Source organism: Streptomyces sp. NPDC043870 (assembly GCF_056435785.1).
In genome coordinates this window covers 102148-116942 of record NZ_JBWKDT010000013.1, presented here as the reverse complement: position 1 = coordinate 116942, position 14795 = coordinate 102148, and the positions used below count along the sequence as shown (strand labels likewise).

Below are 14795 nucleotides of genomic sequence, written 5' to 3'. Positions count from 1 at the left end.
GGAGGGTTTGTACACCCCGAAAGCCGACCCCACAAACAAAAACACCCCCCCCCCCCCCCCCCCCCCCCCCCCCCCCTTGGGTCCCTGTCACCTCAAGCGGTCAGCCGCACAGGCCCGCCGGGCGGGTGCGGGTGACCAGGTCGGTCCAGCCGGTCGTGCCGTCGATCCAGACGACCTGCCTGCCGGAGACCGCGGCCGGGGAGAGCTGTTCACCGCGGTTGCAGGAGACGCGCTCCTGACGGCTGCCGTCCGTGGTCAGCTGCCAGAGCTTCGGCAGCGTCTCGTTGCGCCACTGCGTGTCGGGCAGCTGGCTGTTGACGGTGACCGCGTCCTCGGAGACGGTCAGGTCGAAGGCGATCAGCGCGCGGGGCTTGGCCTCGGCACTGATGTCGTACGCGTTGCTGCCGTCGAGGGAGGCGCGGCGTACGCCCATGCGGCCGTCGTCGTTCAGGTTCTCGTCGGTCAGCCAGAAGACATGGCTGCCGTTGAGGCCCGTCTGGCCGATCCCCTGCGGGTCGCCGAGCTGCTCGGTCAGTTTCTTCGTCCCGGCCTTGAGGTCGTAGACCTCGACGCCGAGCTTGTACTCGGTCGCGCCCGGGTACAGCTTGGCGTACGCGAGCTTGCCGTGCGCGATCGACGGCAGGGCGGTGCCGAGGAGGAAGCTGCCGCCGTCCACCAGCGTGGGCTCACGGTCGCCGGGCCGCAGGAAGGCGACGTGGCGGTCACCGAAGATGCCGTACGTCTCGAAGGCCACCACGCCGTTCTCGACCCGGAGCCCCGCGATGTCGCTGTTCGACGTGTACAGCTTCTTGATGGGTCCGCCCGCGAGCGGACGGGACAGGATGTCCAGGCTGGTGGTGCCGTACGCGGCCCAGACGACGGTCTTGCCGTCCGTCGCCGGGTAGACGTGGTAGCGCCCGTCGTTCGGGCTCACGAGCTTCGGTGTGCCCTTGCCGTCCGCTCGGCCCGCGTAGACGGAGTACGGCTCGGAGCCGTCGTCGTTGGACCTGGAGACGGTCCACCAGCCGCCGCCCGCCTGGACACCCGTGCCGGCGATGTTGAGCTTGCCGAAGAGCTGGTCGGAGTCGACGCCGAGGGCGTCCTCCCAGCCCGGCACGATGCCGTGGGCGTTGAACGACCGCTTCACGGCGGTCAGCTGCTGTGCCTCGACACCCAGGTCCTTCGCCGCGGCGAGCACCGCGTTGCGGCCCTCGGTGAAGCCGTCGAGCGGAGTCATGTACTCGGACAGGGCCTTGTACACGATCCGGTCGGCGAGCCGACCGCCCAGGTCCTGGCGCATGTCCCACAGCGCGCCGGAGAAGATGGTGGAGTTCAGGTGGACGCCGCCGCTGTCGGTGCCGTAGGTCACACCGAGGAAGTTCTTGGCGGTGGTGGCGCCGTCGTCGAGGTTGCGCAGGGCGCAGTCGCGCGGTGCCTTCGTACGGCACAGGTCCTCGCCGATCAGGCCGGCGTTCGGGTCGTCCATGGACTGCCCGGACGCGGTGACGTCGATCGCGTTGCCGAAGTAGTCGGCGAGGGCCTCGTTGAGGGCGCCGGACTGGCCGGCGTAGACGAGGTTCGCGGTGTTCTCGACGACACCGTGGGTCATCTCGTGGCCGACGACGTCGAGGTCGGCGGAGAGCGGCCTGAACTCGTCGTCGCCCGATCCGTACACCATCTTCTGGCCGTCCCAGAAGGCGTTGACGAAGGAGCCGCCGAACAGGGTCACGCCGACCAGCGAGTTGACGGCGGTACCGCGGCCGTCGAGCCCGTTCCTGCCGTGGTTCTCCTTGAAGTAGTCGTAGACCTGGCCCGCCGCCCAGTGCGCGTCGACCGCGCCGGCGTCGGTGGCGCCCTTGCCGAAGTCCGCCGCCGCGGAGCCGAACACCTTGATTCCGGCGGGCCATTGGCCGACGGCATCGTTCACGTCGACGCTCGAGGCGTCCCACGTGCTGAGCGTGTTCCTGCTGCTGTCGGCCATGCGCGCGTAGTCGGTCATGACGTACTCGCCGCGGGAGGCGTCGAGATAGAGATCCAGGCCGACCTTGGTGCCGTTCAGCCGTACGCCGCTGCCCTTGGTGCCGGGGTGGGCGGCCGGATCGTCCGCCGCGGCCCGCGCCGAGGCCTTCCCGGCGGCGGCGTTCGGTGCCGTGCCGGGGGTGCCCGTCGCGGCCTGCGGCCGGGTCAGGGTTTTGAGGCCGCTGTACTGCAGCACCGGATAGCCGGACCAGGCGTCGACGTAGACCTGCTGCAGCACCGGCTCGCCGGTTGCGGGGTTCGTGCCGCGTACGGTCACGTGGTACGCGAGCACGCCCTCGCCGCGCGGGATGACGACGAGTCCGCCCGCGATGCCACTGAGCGCCTTCGCCTTCGCGGACTTCTGGCCCTCCTCGCGCACGGCGTCGGCCTTGGTCAGCTGCCCGCCGCCGAGCCGCCGGGCGGTGGCGGCGACCGCGCGGCGCACCGCCACGTCCTTGGCGACGGCGGGCTCCGTGCCGGTCGTCAGACCGGTGAAGTACTTGCCGGAGGTGCCGGTGACGACGCGCTTGCCGCCCGCGGTCTCCATCCTTACGACGTACTGGCCGCCGAGCACCGGGATCCCGCGGTGCTTCTGCTGGAGCCGTACGGTCTCGTCCGCGCCGCGCTTCAGTGTCCCGAGCGGGGCGAGGTCGCGCCGCGGCTCGGCGATGCGGTAGCGGCTCTCCTTGGCCGCGAGGTGCCCGCGGGCCGCGTCCGCCGGGGCCGCCTTGGCGTCCACGGCCTCGTGCAGGCCGTCGACCAGGGCGGGAGTCGCCGTGTCGTCCCCCGGAACGACCTCGACGGGCGGTGCCGGCGGCGGGGTCGCCGCCTGGGCCGGAACCGCGGTGATCAGGAGGCCGGCAGCGGCCAGGAGCGCGGCGAGACCGGCCCCCCTGGGCATCCCCCCGGACACGCCGGGTCTCGGTCCTCCATGGTTCTTGCTGGGCTTGCGCACAGTACGTACCCCTCCCACGTGCTTGGTCAGAGCCGGTTCAGGTGGTCATGGCCATGCAACCCGTGAGGTGCCAACCGATCAATGAGCCAGGTGCGTTGACAAGTGGACATGCACACTTGTGTGTCCCGTGAAGAGAGAGTGAGAATTCCCCGCATGATCGAGGGGGAGTTGCACACCCTCGGCCTGGGGGCGGTCGAGGAACGCGCGTACGAGGCCCTGTTCAAGGAGCACGCAAAAGGGACGGAGGAGTTGGCGCGGCAGCTGAAGCTGCCGCAGCACCAACTGCAGGCGGCTCTCGACCGGCTGGTCGAGCACGGGCTCGCGCTGCCGCCGCGCGTCGGCGGTGCGCTGCCCCGCCCGGCCGCTCCGGCTGCCGCGATCCGTACGCTCATTCACCGCCGTCAGGCCGAACTGCATATGAAATCGGCCGAACTGGAGCGATTACGGATGACCGCCGACCAGCTCGCAGGCCGGCTGGTGTCGGGGGCGCCGACCGCGCCCGGAAGCGGCATCGAGGTGGTCAAGGGGCAGCGGGCGATCGGGGAACGGGCCGATGACCTGCTGGCCTCCGCGGAGCGGGAGGTGGTCATCCTGGACCGGCCGCCGTACGTGAAGGGGCAGCGGGGCGACGGCGGTCCGGGGCCGCACGGGCTCGACATCGAGGGCCTGCTGGACCGTGGGGTGGTGGTGCGTACGGTCCTCGACCGGGACGGCCTGTCGACGCCGGAACGGATGCGTTCGCTGAGCGCACTGGTGGAGCGGGGCCTGCGGGCCCGGATCGCGCCGGCCGTACCGACCAAACTGATCGCCGTCGACCGGCGGATCACCCTCCTGCCGCCGAGCGACGCGGCCGATCCACGGGCGTCCGCGCTGGTGATCGGTGAGGGCCTGCTCGGCAACGCGCTGGTGCCGCTCTTCGAGACCGTATGGGACCGGGCCACTCCGCTGGGCGGCTCCGGCGGGCCGCTGCCGACGGCGCAGAAGGAGCTGCTGGCGCTGCTCGCGGCCGGGCTCAAGGACGAGGCGATCGCCCGTCGGCTGGGGGTGCATGTGCACACGGCCCGGCGGCGGATCACGCGGCTGCTGGAGTCGCTGGGCGCGGAGACGCGCTTCCAGGCGGGAGCGCAGGCGACCCTGCGGGGGTGGCTCGACATGTGAGTGGTAAGGATGGTGAGCATGCAGGGAAGCGAGGGAAACGTGGGGTGTATGCGCTGGAAGAGGCCCGTTTTGTGGTCCGCCGTCGCTGTGCTGACGGCGGCCGCGGCGTGTGTGGGGCCTACGGCTACGCACTCCGCGGCACCCCTCATGCCCGCCAAGCCCCGCCCCCGGGCCAAGGGGCCCGCGCCGCAGACCTCGGCCGTGCCGTCCGACGGGCTCCGTTCGGTCGGTGTGCTGCTCGACGACAAGGACCACTGGTGCACGGCGAGCGTCGTCGACAGCCCGCGGGGCAATGTCGTCGCCACGGCCGCGCACTGCGTCTTCGAGTACGGGACGTACGCGAGCGACTTCTCGTTCGCGCCGGGCTTCCGGGGCGGCGGGAAGGGCTCGGCCCCGTACGGGACGTGGAAGGTCGCCGCGATCCAGGTCGACGACCGCTGGCGCAAGGACGAGGACGACGCGGTCGACTACGCCTTTCTGACGCTGGAGCCGGACGCGCGGGGCCGTGAGGTGCAGGACGTGGTGGGCGCGACGGTCCCCGACTGGTCGTCGAAGCCGCGCCGCCGGGTCACCGTGGTCGGTTACCCGAATCCGGACCACAATCCCGCGAACCGCCCGATCACCTGCACCACCGACGCCCGGCACGACGCCGACCAGCCCGCGGAGATGGTCCGCATCGAGTGCGCGGGCTTCTGGGACGGCACCAGCGGCAGCCCGTGGCTCGCCGACTATGTGGACGCGGCTCGGCCGGGCCGAGTCATAGGCGTCCTGAGCGGCGGCGACACGGACACCGAGTCGACAGCGGTGCTCTTCGACGCGCGTGCCCGCGCGCTCTACACGAAGGCGACGCGCGCGGAGGGGTGACCGGGGCTCCGCCCCGGACCCCGGAACTTCAGTCTCCCCCACCCCCTGCGGGCATGGGGAACCCCCAGCGGGCCGGCTTTTCCGGCCCGTTGGGGGTATCTCCCGGGCGAAGCTCCGGAATGGACCTGGGACACGGCCAAGGCCGTACGGGGTCCGCGGCGGAGCCCCGGTTCACACGGTCTACGCCGCCACCGGCACCACAACCTCCGCCGGGGCCAGGGCGATCTCCAGGACCTGGCGGACATCGGTCACCGGGTGGACGTCCAGCTTGTCGAGGACCTCGGCCGGGACGTCGTCCAGGTCGGCCTCGTTGCGCTTGGGGATCACGACGGTCGTGGTCCCCGCCCGGTGCGCGGCCAGGAGCTTCTGCTTCAGACCACCGATCGGGAGGACGCGCCCGGTCAGCGACACCTCACCGGTCATGGCCACGTCCGTACGGACCAGCCTGCCGGAGAGCAGCGACGCCAGCGCCGTGGTCATCGTGATGCCCGCGCTCGGGCCGTCCTTCGGGACCGCGCCCGCCGGGAAGTGGATGTGCACACCCCGGTCCTTCAGGTCGGCGACGGGCAGTTCCAGTTCCGCACCGTGCGAGCGCAGGAAGCTCAGCGCGATCTGCGCGGACTCCTTCATGACGTCACCGAGCTGGCCGGTCAGGGTCAGCCCCGCGGCTCCCGTCTCGGGGTCGGCGAGCGACGCCTCGACGTACAGGACGTCGCCGCCCGCGCCGGTCACCGCGAGACCGGTGGCCACGCCCGGCACCGCGGTGCGGCGCTCGGCCGGGTCCTGGGCGGACTCGGGAACGTGGTGCGGCCGGCCGACCAGCCCGCGCAGCTCCCCTTCCGTGACGGTGAACGGCAGCTCCTGCTCGCCCAGTTCGTGCTGGGCTGCGACCTTCCGGAGCAGCCGCGCGATCGCACGCTCCAGGTTCCGCACGCCCGCCTCGCGGGTGTACTCACCGGCCAGCTTCCGCAGCGCGGAGTCGTCCAGGACGACCTCGCCCGGCTCCAGGCCGGCCCGCTCCAGCTGGCGCGGGAGCAGGTGGTCACGGGCGATGACGACCTTCTCGTCCTCGGTGTAGCCGTCGAGCCTGACCAGCTCCATCCGGTCGAGCAGGGCCTCGGGGATGGCTTCCAGGACATTCGCGGTCGCCAGGAAGACGACGTCGCTCAGGTCGAGTTCGACTTCCAGGTAGTGGTCGCGGAAGGTGTGGTTCTGCGCCGGGTCGAGGACTTCGAGCAGCGCCGCGGCCGGGTCGCCGCGGAAGTCGGAGCCGACCTTGTCGATCTCGTCGAGCAGGACCACCGGGTTCATCGAGCCGGCCTCCTTGATGGCGCGGACGATACGGCCCGGCAGCGCGCCGACGTACGTACGCCGGTGGCCCCGGATCTCGGCCTCGTCCCGTACACCGCCGAGTGCGACCCGGACGAACTTCCGCCCCATCGCGTGCGCGACGGACTCACCGAGCGAGGTCTTGCCGACGCCGGGCGGGCCGACGAGCGCGAGAACCGCACCCCCGCGCCGCCCGCCGACCACGCCCAGCCCCCGGTCGGCGCGCCGTTTGCGCACCGCCAGGTATTCGGTGATCCGTTCCTTCACGTCCTCCAGGCCCGCGTGCTCGGCGTCGAGGACCGCCTTGGCACCCTGGATGTCGTACGCGTCCTCTGTCCGGTCGTTCCACGGCAGCTCCAGGACCGTGTCGAGCCAGGTGCGGATCCAGGAGCCCTCGGGGCTCTGGTCGCTGGACCGCTCCAGCTTCTCGACCTCTTTGAGGGCTGCCTCGCGGACCTTCTCGGGGAGGTCCGCGGCCTCGACCCGGGCGCGGTAGTCGTCGGACTCGTCGCCGTCGGACTCGCCGTTGAGCTCGCGCAGCTCCTTGCGTACGGCGTCGAGCTGGCGCCGCAGCAGGAACTCCCTCTGCTGCTTGTCGACGCCCTCCTGGACGTCCTTGGCGATGGATTCGGCGACATCCTGCTCGGCGAGGTGCTCGCGGAGTTGCTCGGTGGCGAGCTTGAGGCGCGCGACCGGGTCGCTGGTCTCCAGCAGCTCCACCTTCTGGGCGGTGGTCAGGTACGGCGAGTAGCCGGAGTTGTCGGCGAGGGCGGAGACGTCGTCGATCTGCTGGACACGGTCCACGACCTGCCAGGCACCGCGCTTCTTCAGCCAGCTGGTGGCGAGCGCCTTGTACTCCTTCACCAGTTCGGCGACGGAGCCGGGCAGCGGGTCGGGCACGATCTCCTCGACCCGGAGACCCTCGACCCAGAGGGCGCCGCCGGGGCCGGTCGTACCCGCGCCGATCCGCACCCTGCTGCGGCCGCGGATCAGCGCTCCGGGGTCGCCGTCGGAGAGCCGCCCGACCTGCTCGACGGTGCCGAGCACACCGGTCGCGGCGTACGTCCCGTCAATGCGCGGTACGAGCAGCACCCTTGGCTTGCCCGATGCCGAACGGGCGGCTGCCTGGGCGGCCTCCACCGCGGCCCGTACGTCGGGGTCGGACAGGTCGAGCGGTACCACCATCCCGGGCAGCACGACCTCGTCGTCGAGCGGCAGCACAGGCAGGGTGAGGGCGTTGTTGTACGCCGAGGACTCAGCAGCCATGATCTCCCCTTCGGCAGTCAAGTTGAGTTGTATGGACTCAATGCAGAAGGACCCCCGGATGTTCCCCCGGAGGTGTTCGCTGTCAGCGATCACCGCTGTCGCACTCCGTGACCGATCAGATGTAATAGGCGCATGACGAAGCCATCTATTACGCACGAGTCGTCGGTCACGCATGCGATACGGGCTTGGGTGGGCGGGTGGGTCGTCTCGCGGGGCGCCGCGGAACCCGTCGCCGAGCCATGGGGCCTCACGGTCGATGTCGGGCTCCCCCGGCACACGACCCGACATGTCCTCACCGACAGCAGCGAGGCGGCCGTCCGCGCTGTCGCCGCCGCGGCCCGGACTCCGGGGCTCTGGCTCAAGGTGTTCGAGGAGCCGGAGCGGGTCCTCGCCTGGCTCGGGCCGGACTGGACGCCCGACGAGCCCGGGTTCCTGATGACGGCCGGACTGCGTCGGACGGAACCCGCCCCCGTGCCCGCCGGCCACCGGCTGCGCACCTGGACGCGGGACGGGGTCACCCGGGCCCTCGTCACGACCGCTGACGGCGCGTTCGCCGCCCGCGGTCAGATCGCGACGACCGGTGCCACAGCCGTGATCGACCAGATCGAGACCGCCCCCGAGCACCGGCGCAAGGGTCTGGGCAGGCTGGTGATGCGCACGGTCCAGAACGCCGCGGTCGAACGGGGTGCCACCACGGGCGTACTGGGTGGGACGCCCGACGGGCGGGCCCTGTACGAGTCACTCGGATGGCGCGTGATCGCCCCGCTCGTCAGCGTCTACTTCGACGCCGCCCGGCCGGAGTAGGCAGCGGACCCCGGACGGCCGGGGGGCCTCCCGCACCCGCCCGGTTCCCTGCCGTGCGCCCATCGGCGTACCACCGGCCAGCACAGGACACCGGTCAGCAGCGCAAGGGGATGACCCCAGTTGCTGAGCGGGTCCTCGTACGCCAGCAGGTCCTGCACCAGCAGCACCGACACCCACCCGAGCGCCGCCGTCCGCACGACCGGGGTGAACAGCCCGGCCAGCGCGCCGACGCACGTCAGCAGGCCGAAGCTGATGCCGTAGTCGAGCCGGTGCAGAGACGTCTCGGGCAGCTGCCCGGCCATGACGGAGAGGCCGACCGGGATCTCCGTGGCGAGCGTGGCCACCACGTGCCCGCCCAGGAACACCGCGGCCGCGCGCCACGAGCCGATACGCCGCTCCAGCGCCGTGAGGACGAACACGAACCCCACGGCATACGGCGAGGCCAGCCCGCCCGCGACCCACAGGGCGCTGGCGACGAGCACGAGCAGCGGCGTCACGCTGAGATGCGCGACGTCCGTGCTGGAGCCGCGCAGCAGGGCGGAGACGGTGGCCTGATCGCCGTACTCGGCGAAGAGGGACGTCGCGACGAGGACGAGGGTGTAGCAGAAGGTGAAGGGCGTGCCGGCCGGAGTGGGAAGGAGCCGGGCGAGCCGCCGCCACACGGGGGCGGGACCGGGCGGCGCGGCCGCGGGCTCAGGCGCGGACAACGGCTCGCGCGCCGCCGCGAGCCGGGGGCCGGGCGTCGGCTCCCGTAGGGAGGCCGACTCCCGTACGGCCGGGGTCTCGTGTGCGTACGGGGTCTTCCGGACGACCGGGGTCTCGTGCGTGGGCTCGGGTGCGGGTGAAGGCGCGGACGTCCTTGTGCGTCCGGCCGCGGGCTCCGGGGCGCGCGGTGGCGCGGACGACGCGGTCCGCTGGGTCGGGACACCGCCCAGCCGTTCGGCACCGGCGTACTCGGCCGGCTCCCGTGACTCAAGCCGCTGCACCGCGCGAGGCTCCTTCGTATCGACAGCCCCCGAACCCTGCCCAGTCAACGCGATCATCACGCGTCCCGTTCCGTGAAGCACACCACAGGGGACCACTTCTCGGCCCCGTCCCGCGTTCCCGTGAACCGGGCGGCCCGCCACGAGCGATAGAGAGGGCGTGAGACTGTTGCGCCCCACGGAGGGAGACCGGGACGACGACGCGGCGCTGCTGCGTGCCGTCGCGGACGGGGACCCGGAAGCGCTCGCTGCGCTCTACGACCGGCATGCGGGCTGGCTGCACGCCCGGCTGACGCGACGATGCGGCGATCCGGAGACCGTACGGGAAGTACTGCAGGACACCTTCGTCACGGCCTGGCGGTCCGCCGGTGCGCATCGCGGCGGGGAGGCGGGCGGCTGGCTCTGGGTGATCGCGGCCCGCCGACTGGTCGACGCCCGCCGCGCCCGGGCCCGCGCCGACGAGCCGGCTCCCGTCGGGCAGTTGCCGGTCGCGACCGCGCCGTCGGCGGAGGAACGGGTGCTGGCGGGGCTGGAGTACGGAGACGTGGGCGCCGCGCTCGGCCGTATCTCGCCGGAACTGCGGGACGTCCTGCGCGCCACTGTCATCGACGGCCTGACGACCCGGGAGGCGGCACGGCTCCTGGGCATCCCGGAAGGCACGGTCAAGACCCGGGCCCAGCGCGCCCGCCGCGCACTGCGCGCCGCGCTGGCCGAACAGGCACCGGGCACAGAGGCGTTGGGAGGCATGGCATGAACGAGCCCGACTGGCATGTGAACGACCTTCTGGCGGCCGGTTACGCGGCCGGCACCCTGCCCGAACCGGACGCCTGGTCGCTGGAGAAGCACGTCGAGTCCTGTGCCGGCTGTGCCGCCCGGGTCTCGGCCGCGGTCCGCGCGACTCCCGCCGGCCCCGCACTGGACGCCGTCCGCGCGGCCGTCCTGGCGGAGGCGGCCCTTACGGCGGCGAGCGCGGTGCCTCGGCGGCGCGCAGTCGGCTCGAAGCCAGGGCCTGCCTTCCGGATCGGGCCGGCAGCGACCTCTGCGGCTACCGCCGTGGGGCGAGCGGGGTCCGGTGCGTGCGATCGCGAGGCGGGGGAGGGAGTCATGGCGGAGCCATGGCGACCGACGGCAACGCGGCGAGGTGCGGCACCAGGGCCTGCGAGCCCGGCAAGATCCGGAAGACAGGCCCTGCGTGCGGCGATGCGCGGACTGCGGGCCGCGGGGCCGGCATTGCACGGGCCGTGGCTGGCCGCGCTCGTGGTGGTGGCAGCGGCCGCCGTGGGACTGGCCTACGGGGCCGGGTTCACCGGTGCGCGTCAGCTGTTGCTGGCCGTGGCGCCCGTACTGCCGCTCGCGGGGGTGGCGGTGTCGTACGGGCGCCACGCGGATCCGCTGTACGAGGTCGCCGCGGCCACGCCGTCCGGCGGGCTGCGGCTGCTGCTGGTCAGGACCGCCACCGTACTCGCGGTGAGTGTGCCGCTGCTGACGTCGGCGGGCGCGGTGCTGCCGCCCTCGGCGGGGGCGCCGGGGGCCGCCGCGTGGCTGCTGCCCGGTCTGGCGCTCACTCTCGCGGTCCTCGCGCTCGGTTCGTACATCGGGTGCCGCACCGCCGCCGCGGTGGTCGCCACCGGATGGCTGGCCGTGGCCGTCGGTCCCGCGCTCCTGACGGGACGGCAGCTCGGCGGGACGGCCGCCGCACTGGCCGAGCACCTCGGCCCGTACCTCTCCGGCGCCACGGCGCAGTCCGCCTGGGCCGCGGCGGCCGCGGTGTGCGCGGGACTGCTCGCCGTGCGCCGGCACGCATTCGACGCTCCGCACTGGGGCCACTGGGGTCACTGGGGGAATCCATGAACACGAACACCGTAAGAGTCCGCGAGCTGACGGTCCGGCACCGCAGGACCGTCGCGCTGGACGCCGTGGAACTCGGCTTCGGCACCGGCGTACACGGGCTGCTCGGCCCGAACGGCGCGGGAAAGACCTCGCTCGTCCGGGTGCTGGCGACGGTCGCGGCACCCTCCGGCGGGCGCGTGGAACTGCTCGGCCGGGATGCCTCCGGGCACCGGGAACGCACCGAGATCCGGCGCCGACTGGGCTATCTGCCACAGGAGTTCGGCTACTACCCGGGCTTCACGGTGCGGGAGTTCGTCGCATATGTGGCGTGGCTCAAGGAGATGGCTCCGGCGGCGGTCCCGGCCGCCGTGGAACGCGCGGTCGAACGGGTGGGGCTCGCGGACCGCATCGACGCGAAGGTGAGGACGCTCTCGGGCGGCATGGTGCGGCGCGTCGGCATCGCCCAGGCGATCGTCAACGAACCGGAGTTGCTGCTCCTCGACGAGCCGACCGCCGGTCTCGACCCGGAGCAGCGCGTCGAGTTCAGAGCACTGCTCCGGGACGTGGGCACCGCTGCCACCGTGATCGTCTCCACGCACCTCGTCGAGGACGTCGCCGCGGCCTGCGGCGAGGTGACCCTCCTCGACGCCGGCCGGGTCGCCTTCCGCGGCACGACCGCCGAACTGACCGCACTGGGCAAGGACGCGGCGGACGACTCCGCCAACGCCATCGAACGGGGCTACACCATCGCGCTCAAGGCCCATCGCGACGCCGCACCGGCGGCCGGCACCCCGGTGGGAAGGACCCGATGACCACCGTCCACGCCACCGGCACACCGGACGCGCCCGCCGGGACCCGTTCCCGGCCCGGACGCCTGCCCCGCTTCCTGCCCCGCTCCCTGCGCACCGAACTGCGGCGCGGCATCGGCCCGTGGACCGGCGCGGCCGGCACCATCGCCGTCGCGGTCGCCATGTACGCCAAGGCCGACTATCTCGGTGGCTGGCAGGGCCGCTGGACCGAGGCCACCGACCTCCTGCGGGTCGTCGGGGTGCTGCTCTGCGGGCCGCTCTCCGCCGCCGCGGGCTGCTGGCACGGCGGGCGGGAGCGGCGCCGCGGCACCGGCGAGTGGCGTGCCTCGCTCCCCCGCAGCCCGTTGCGCCAGACCCTGCTCGCCGCCGCACCCGCCGCCCTGTGGCCCGCTCTCGGCTATCTCGCGGGCGCCGCCGGATGTCTCCTGGCGACCCTGCCGTACGCCGCCGGCGGCGGACCGTTCCTGTCGCTCGTCCTGGCGGACGCGGTGGTCCTCGCCTCGATCGGGACGGTCGGCTTCGTGCTCGGACGGGTGGTCCCGTGGCGGTTCACCGCACCGCTGCTCGCCGTCGTCACCTACGCCGGCCTCGGTTATCCGGCCTACGGCGAGTCGGGGGCCCGCTGGCTGGACCCCGCCAACCAGCACATGTACGTCTGGGACCGGCCCGTCTGGTGGTTCGGCGCGGCGAGCATGGTGTGGGTGGCCGGTCTCGCCACCGCCGCACTCCTCGCGTACGCGGCCCGGCGCCGCGGCTTCGCGCTCCTGCCGCTGACCGCCGCCTGCGCCGCGGCCGTACTGATCGCCCAGACGGGGGACGAGGTCTGGCGCCCCGACCCGGACGCCGCGCGCCTGGTCTGCGACAACGGCACACCGCAGGTGTGCCTGCCGCAGGTGGACCGGCGGCTGCTGCCCCAGACCTCGGCCGCGCTCGCCGGTCTCAACGCGAAGCTGCGCGGCATTCCCGGCGCTCCCACCCGCTGGGTGAGCAGGCCCCTCGGGGCGAAGGCCGGCGAGGCCCAGCTCCCCGACCCGGCATTCGGCGCGGTGCGCGGCCGGCTGAAGGATCCCCTCGCCTATGCCGACTCCGCGGTGGACTTCCTGTTCATGGATTCCTGCGCCGACAGCGACTTCGCCGCGCCGGGCTGGGAGCGGGCCTCCGCCGTCAACACCGCCGTCCATGAGTGGCTGTCACCGGCCGACGGCCTCGGTCCGCTGTTCGGCCCTGCCGAGCGGCGCCATCTGGCCCGCCTGGAGGCCAAGTCCCCCGCCGGACAACGCGCCTACCTCACCCGCTACCTGGCAGCGAACACCTGCAAGGCAGAGGAGGTGCCGGTCCCATGAGCACGGCCCTCCTCTCGCACCGCGTCCTGCACGCCCGCTCCCTCGTCCTGTACGCCCGCTCCCGCGGCCTGCCCGCCACCCTCGCCGTACTCGCCGGCACCGCGCTCGTCGCGGCCTGGGCCGCGCGGCAGTTGCAGAGTTCCCTCTCGTACGACCACACCGCGCGGGTCCCCGTCGTCGTACTCGCCCCACTGCTCGCCGCCGGGGCGATCGGCACCGGCCTGTTCACGCACTCCGACGAACTGGACCGCACCGCCGTACGTCCCTGGTGGCTGCGCCGGCTGCGGCTGCTGCTCGGGCTGACCGGGTGCGCCGGACTGCTGCTGGCGCTCTCGGTGCCCGGACACCCGGAGGCGTTCGGCGCCCCGGCCATGGTGCGCAATCTGCTCGGCGCGACGGGTGTGACGGCGGGTGCGGCGGTGTTCCTGGGGGCGCGGCTCAGCTGGCTGCCCGTGACCGCGTACCTGAGCGCCGTCTACCTGGCGGCGCCACGCACCCCGGGTGGTGCGGCGGCCGTATGGGCCTGGCCGGTGCAGCCGGGGCCGGAGGCGGCGGCGTGGGCGGTGGCGCCGGCCGCGTACGCCGCCGGATGCGCCCTGTACGCCTGGCGCGGTGCCCGGCCCGAGCGGAAATAGCCGGACGGGCCGCGACTGGTCTCAGTAGCCTCGGGCCATGGAGCTCGTCAGCGATACCACCGGCCCCCGGACCCTGGACCGCCGCGAAGGACCGTACGGCGAGGTCGTCCTGCGCGAGCGCGGCGGACCGCGCGGCCCCGTCCACGAGATCATCGCCAACGGGTGCTTCCTGATGGACACCTCCGACGGCCGCTCCGAGCGGCTGCTGATCGACGCCGCGCTGGCCGCCCTCGGGACCCGCCGGGACCCCGCCGTGCTGATCGGCGGGCTCGGCGTCGGCTTCTCGCTCGCGCATGCCGCGGCCGAGCCCGCCTGGGCGCGTATCGCCGTCGCCGAGCGCGAGCAGGCGATCATCGACTGGCACGTGTCAGGACCACTGCGGCAGATCTCCGGCGCCGCGTTCGCCGACCCGCGGACCGTGATTCTTCACACGGATCTCGTGGAGTACGTCCATAACTCTTCGGATACGTACGACGCGCTGTGCCTGGTCATCGACAACGGCCCCGGCTGGACCGTCACCGAGGACAACACGAGCCTGTACTCACCGGCCGGACTGGCCGCCTGCGCACGGCTGTTGACCCCGGGGGGCGTGCTCGCTGTCTGGTCCGCACAACCGTCCGCCGATTTCGAGGAGTCATTGCGGAATGCCGGATTCAACGGGGTAAGGACCGAAGAGATCCACGTTGCCCGAGGCGTACCCGACGTGGTCCATCTCGCTGTTCGCCCTGCGTAGCCGGGAGCCGATCGATGCCCTTACGCTGACTGACCTGACACACCGATCTACACGCAGCTCGCAGTGC

The 14795-nt window shown here is 72.8% G+C and carries 12 protein-coding genes; 9 read left to right on the top strand and 3 right to left on the bottom strand.

Annotation, left to right across the window (positions count from 1 at the left end; genetic code table 11):
• Positions 1-100 precede the first annotated feature (100 nt).
• The gene (locus tag AC0699_RS18675) at positions 101-2920 is read right to left on the bottom strand and encodes a M4 family metallopeptidase (RefSeq protein WP_478661448.1); all 2820 of its coding nucleotides are present in this window, start codon (positions 2918-2920) and stop codon (positions 101-103) included.
• Between the two features lie 207 nt (positions 2921-3127).
• Here AC0699_RS18675 and AC0699_RS18670 point away from each other — a divergent pair, with 207 nt between their 5' ends.
• Positions 3128-4132 (top strand): helix-turn-helix domain-containing protein, encoded by a 1005-nt coding sequence (locus tag AC0699_RS18670; protein WP_478661304.1) that lies wholly within the window; start codon positions 3128-3130, stop codon positions 4130-4132.
• A gap of 147 nt (positions 4133-4279) precedes the next feature.
• Positions 4280-4996, top strand: coding sequence for a trypsin-like serine peptidase (locus AC0699_RS18665; protein WP_478661302.1), 717 nt, complete (start codon positions 4280-4282; stop codon positions 4994-4996).
• Positions 4997-5176: 180 nt separating this feature from the next.
• Here the strand turns inward: AC0699_RS18665 and lon are convergent, their stop codons facing one another.
• Positions 5177-7591: an endopeptidase La gene (lon, locus tag AC0699_RS18660; protein ID WP_478661300.1), complete on the bottom strand. Its 2415-nt coding sequence runs from the start codon at positions 7589-7591 to the stop codon at positions 5177-5179.
• Positions 7592-7723: 132 nt separating this feature from the next.
• Between lon and AC0699_RS18655 the strand changes: the two genes are divergently transcribed.
• Complete coding sequence (locus AC0699_RS18655; RefSeq protein WP_478661299.1) at positions 7724-8395, top strand: GNAT family N-acetyltransferase; 672 nt, start codon at positions 7724-7726, stop codon at positions 8393-8395.
• Here the strand turns inward: AC0699_RS18655 and AC0699_RS18650 are convergent.
• Complete coding sequence (locus tag AC0699_RS18650; protein WP_478661298.1) at positions 8368-9381, bottom strand: rhomboid-like protein; 1014 nt, start codon at positions 9379-9381, stop codon at positions 8368-8370. The genes AC0699_RS18655 and AC0699_RS18650 overlap by 28 nt on opposite strands.
• A gap of 157 nt (positions 9382-9538) precedes the next feature.
• On the opposite strand from AC0699_RS18650, the gene AC0699_RS18645 reads away from it, so the two are divergent.
• From AC0699_RS18645 to AC0699_RS18620, 6 genes are read left to right on the top strand one after another with little or no spacing between them, the layout of a single operon-like run.
• Entirely contained in the window at positions 9539-10132 is a 594-nt protein-coding gene (locus AC0699_RS18645; protein ID WP_478661295.1) for an RNA polymerase sigma factor, read from the top strand.
• Positions 10129-11229: a zf-HC2 domain-containing protein gene (locus AC0699_RS18640; RefSeq protein WP_478661293.1), complete on the top strand. Its 1101-nt coding sequence runs from the start codon at positions 10129-10131 to the stop codon at positions 11227-11229. Before AC0699_RS18645 ends, AC0699_RS18640 begins: the two co-directional genes overlap by 4 nt.
• Positions 11226-12020, top strand: a complete 795-nt coding sequence (locus AC0699_RS18635; protein ID WP_478661290.1) for an ABC transporter ATP-binding protein — start codon at positions 11226-11228, stop codon at positions 12018-12020. Before AC0699_RS18640 ends, AC0699_RS18635 begins: the two co-directional genes overlap by 4 nt.
• Entirely contained in the window at positions 12017-13360 is a 1344-nt protein-coding gene (locus AC0699_RS18630) for a hypothetical protein (RefSeq protein ID WP_478661288.1), read from the top strand. The genes AC0699_RS18635 and AC0699_RS18630 overlap by 4 nt, the downstream gene beginning before the upstream one ends.
• The gene (locus AC0699_RS18625; protein ID WP_478661285.1) at positions 13357-13995 is read left to right on the top strand and encodes a hypothetical protein; all 639 of its coding nucleotides are present in this window, start codon (positions 13357-13359) and stop codon (positions 13993-13995) included. The genes AC0699_RS18630 and AC0699_RS18625 overlap by 4 nt, the downstream gene beginning before the upstream one ends.
• Positions 13996-14032: 37 nt before the next feature.
• Positions 14033-14728 (top strand): spermidine synthase, encoded by a 696-nt coding sequence (locus AC0699_RS18620; RefSeq protein WP_478661283.1) that lies wholly within the window; start codon positions 14033-14035, stop codon positions 14726-14728.
• Positions 14729-14795 lie beyond the last annotated feature (67 nt).

What these genes read in the sequence shown, in the direction of transcription:
- AC0699_RS18625 (WP_478661285.1), top strand. Translation starts at nt 13,357, where the DNA reads ATGAGCACGGCCCTCCTCTCGCACCGCGTCCTGCACGCCCGCTCCCTC.
- AC0699_RS18675 (WP_478661448.1), bottom strand. Translation starts at nt 2,920, where the DNA reads ATGCCCAGGGGGGCCGGTCTCGCCGCGCTCCTGGCCGCTGCCGGCCTC.
- lon (WP_478661300.1), bottom strand. Translation starts at nt 7,591, where the DNA reads ATGGCTGCTGAGTCCTCGGCGTACAACAACGCCCTCACCCTGCCTGTG.
- AC0699_RS18620 (WP_478661283.1), top strand. Translation starts at nt 14,033, where the DNA reads ATGGAGCTCGTCAGCGATACCACCGGCCCCCGGACCCTGGACCGCCGC.
- AC0699_RS18670 (WP_478661304.1), top strand. Translation starts at nt 3,128, where the DNA reads ATGATCGAGGGGGAGTTGCACACCCTCGGCCTGGGGGCGGTCGAGGAA.
- AC0699_RS18640 (WP_478661293.1), top strand. Translation starts at nt 10,129, where the DNA reads ATGAACGAGCCCGACTGGCATGTGAACGACCTTCTGGCGGCCGGTTAC.
- AC0699_RS18655 (WP_478661299.1), top strand. Translation starts at nt 7,724, where the DNA reads ATGACGAAGCCATCTATTACGCACGAGTCGTCGGTCACGCATGCGATA.
- AC0699_RS18630 (WP_478661288.1), top strand. Translation starts at nt 12,017, where the DNA reads ATGACCACCGTCCACGCCACCGGCACACCGGACGCGCCCGCCGGGACC.
- AC0699_RS18665 (WP_478661302.1), top strand. Translation starts at nt 4,280, where the DNA reads ATGCCCGCCAAGCCCCGCCCCCGGGCCAAGGGGCCCGCGCCGCAGACC.
- AC0699_RS18635 (WP_478661290.1), top strand. Translation starts at nt 11,226, where the DNA reads ATGAACACGAACACCGTAAGAGTCCGCGAGCTGACGGTCCGGCACCGC.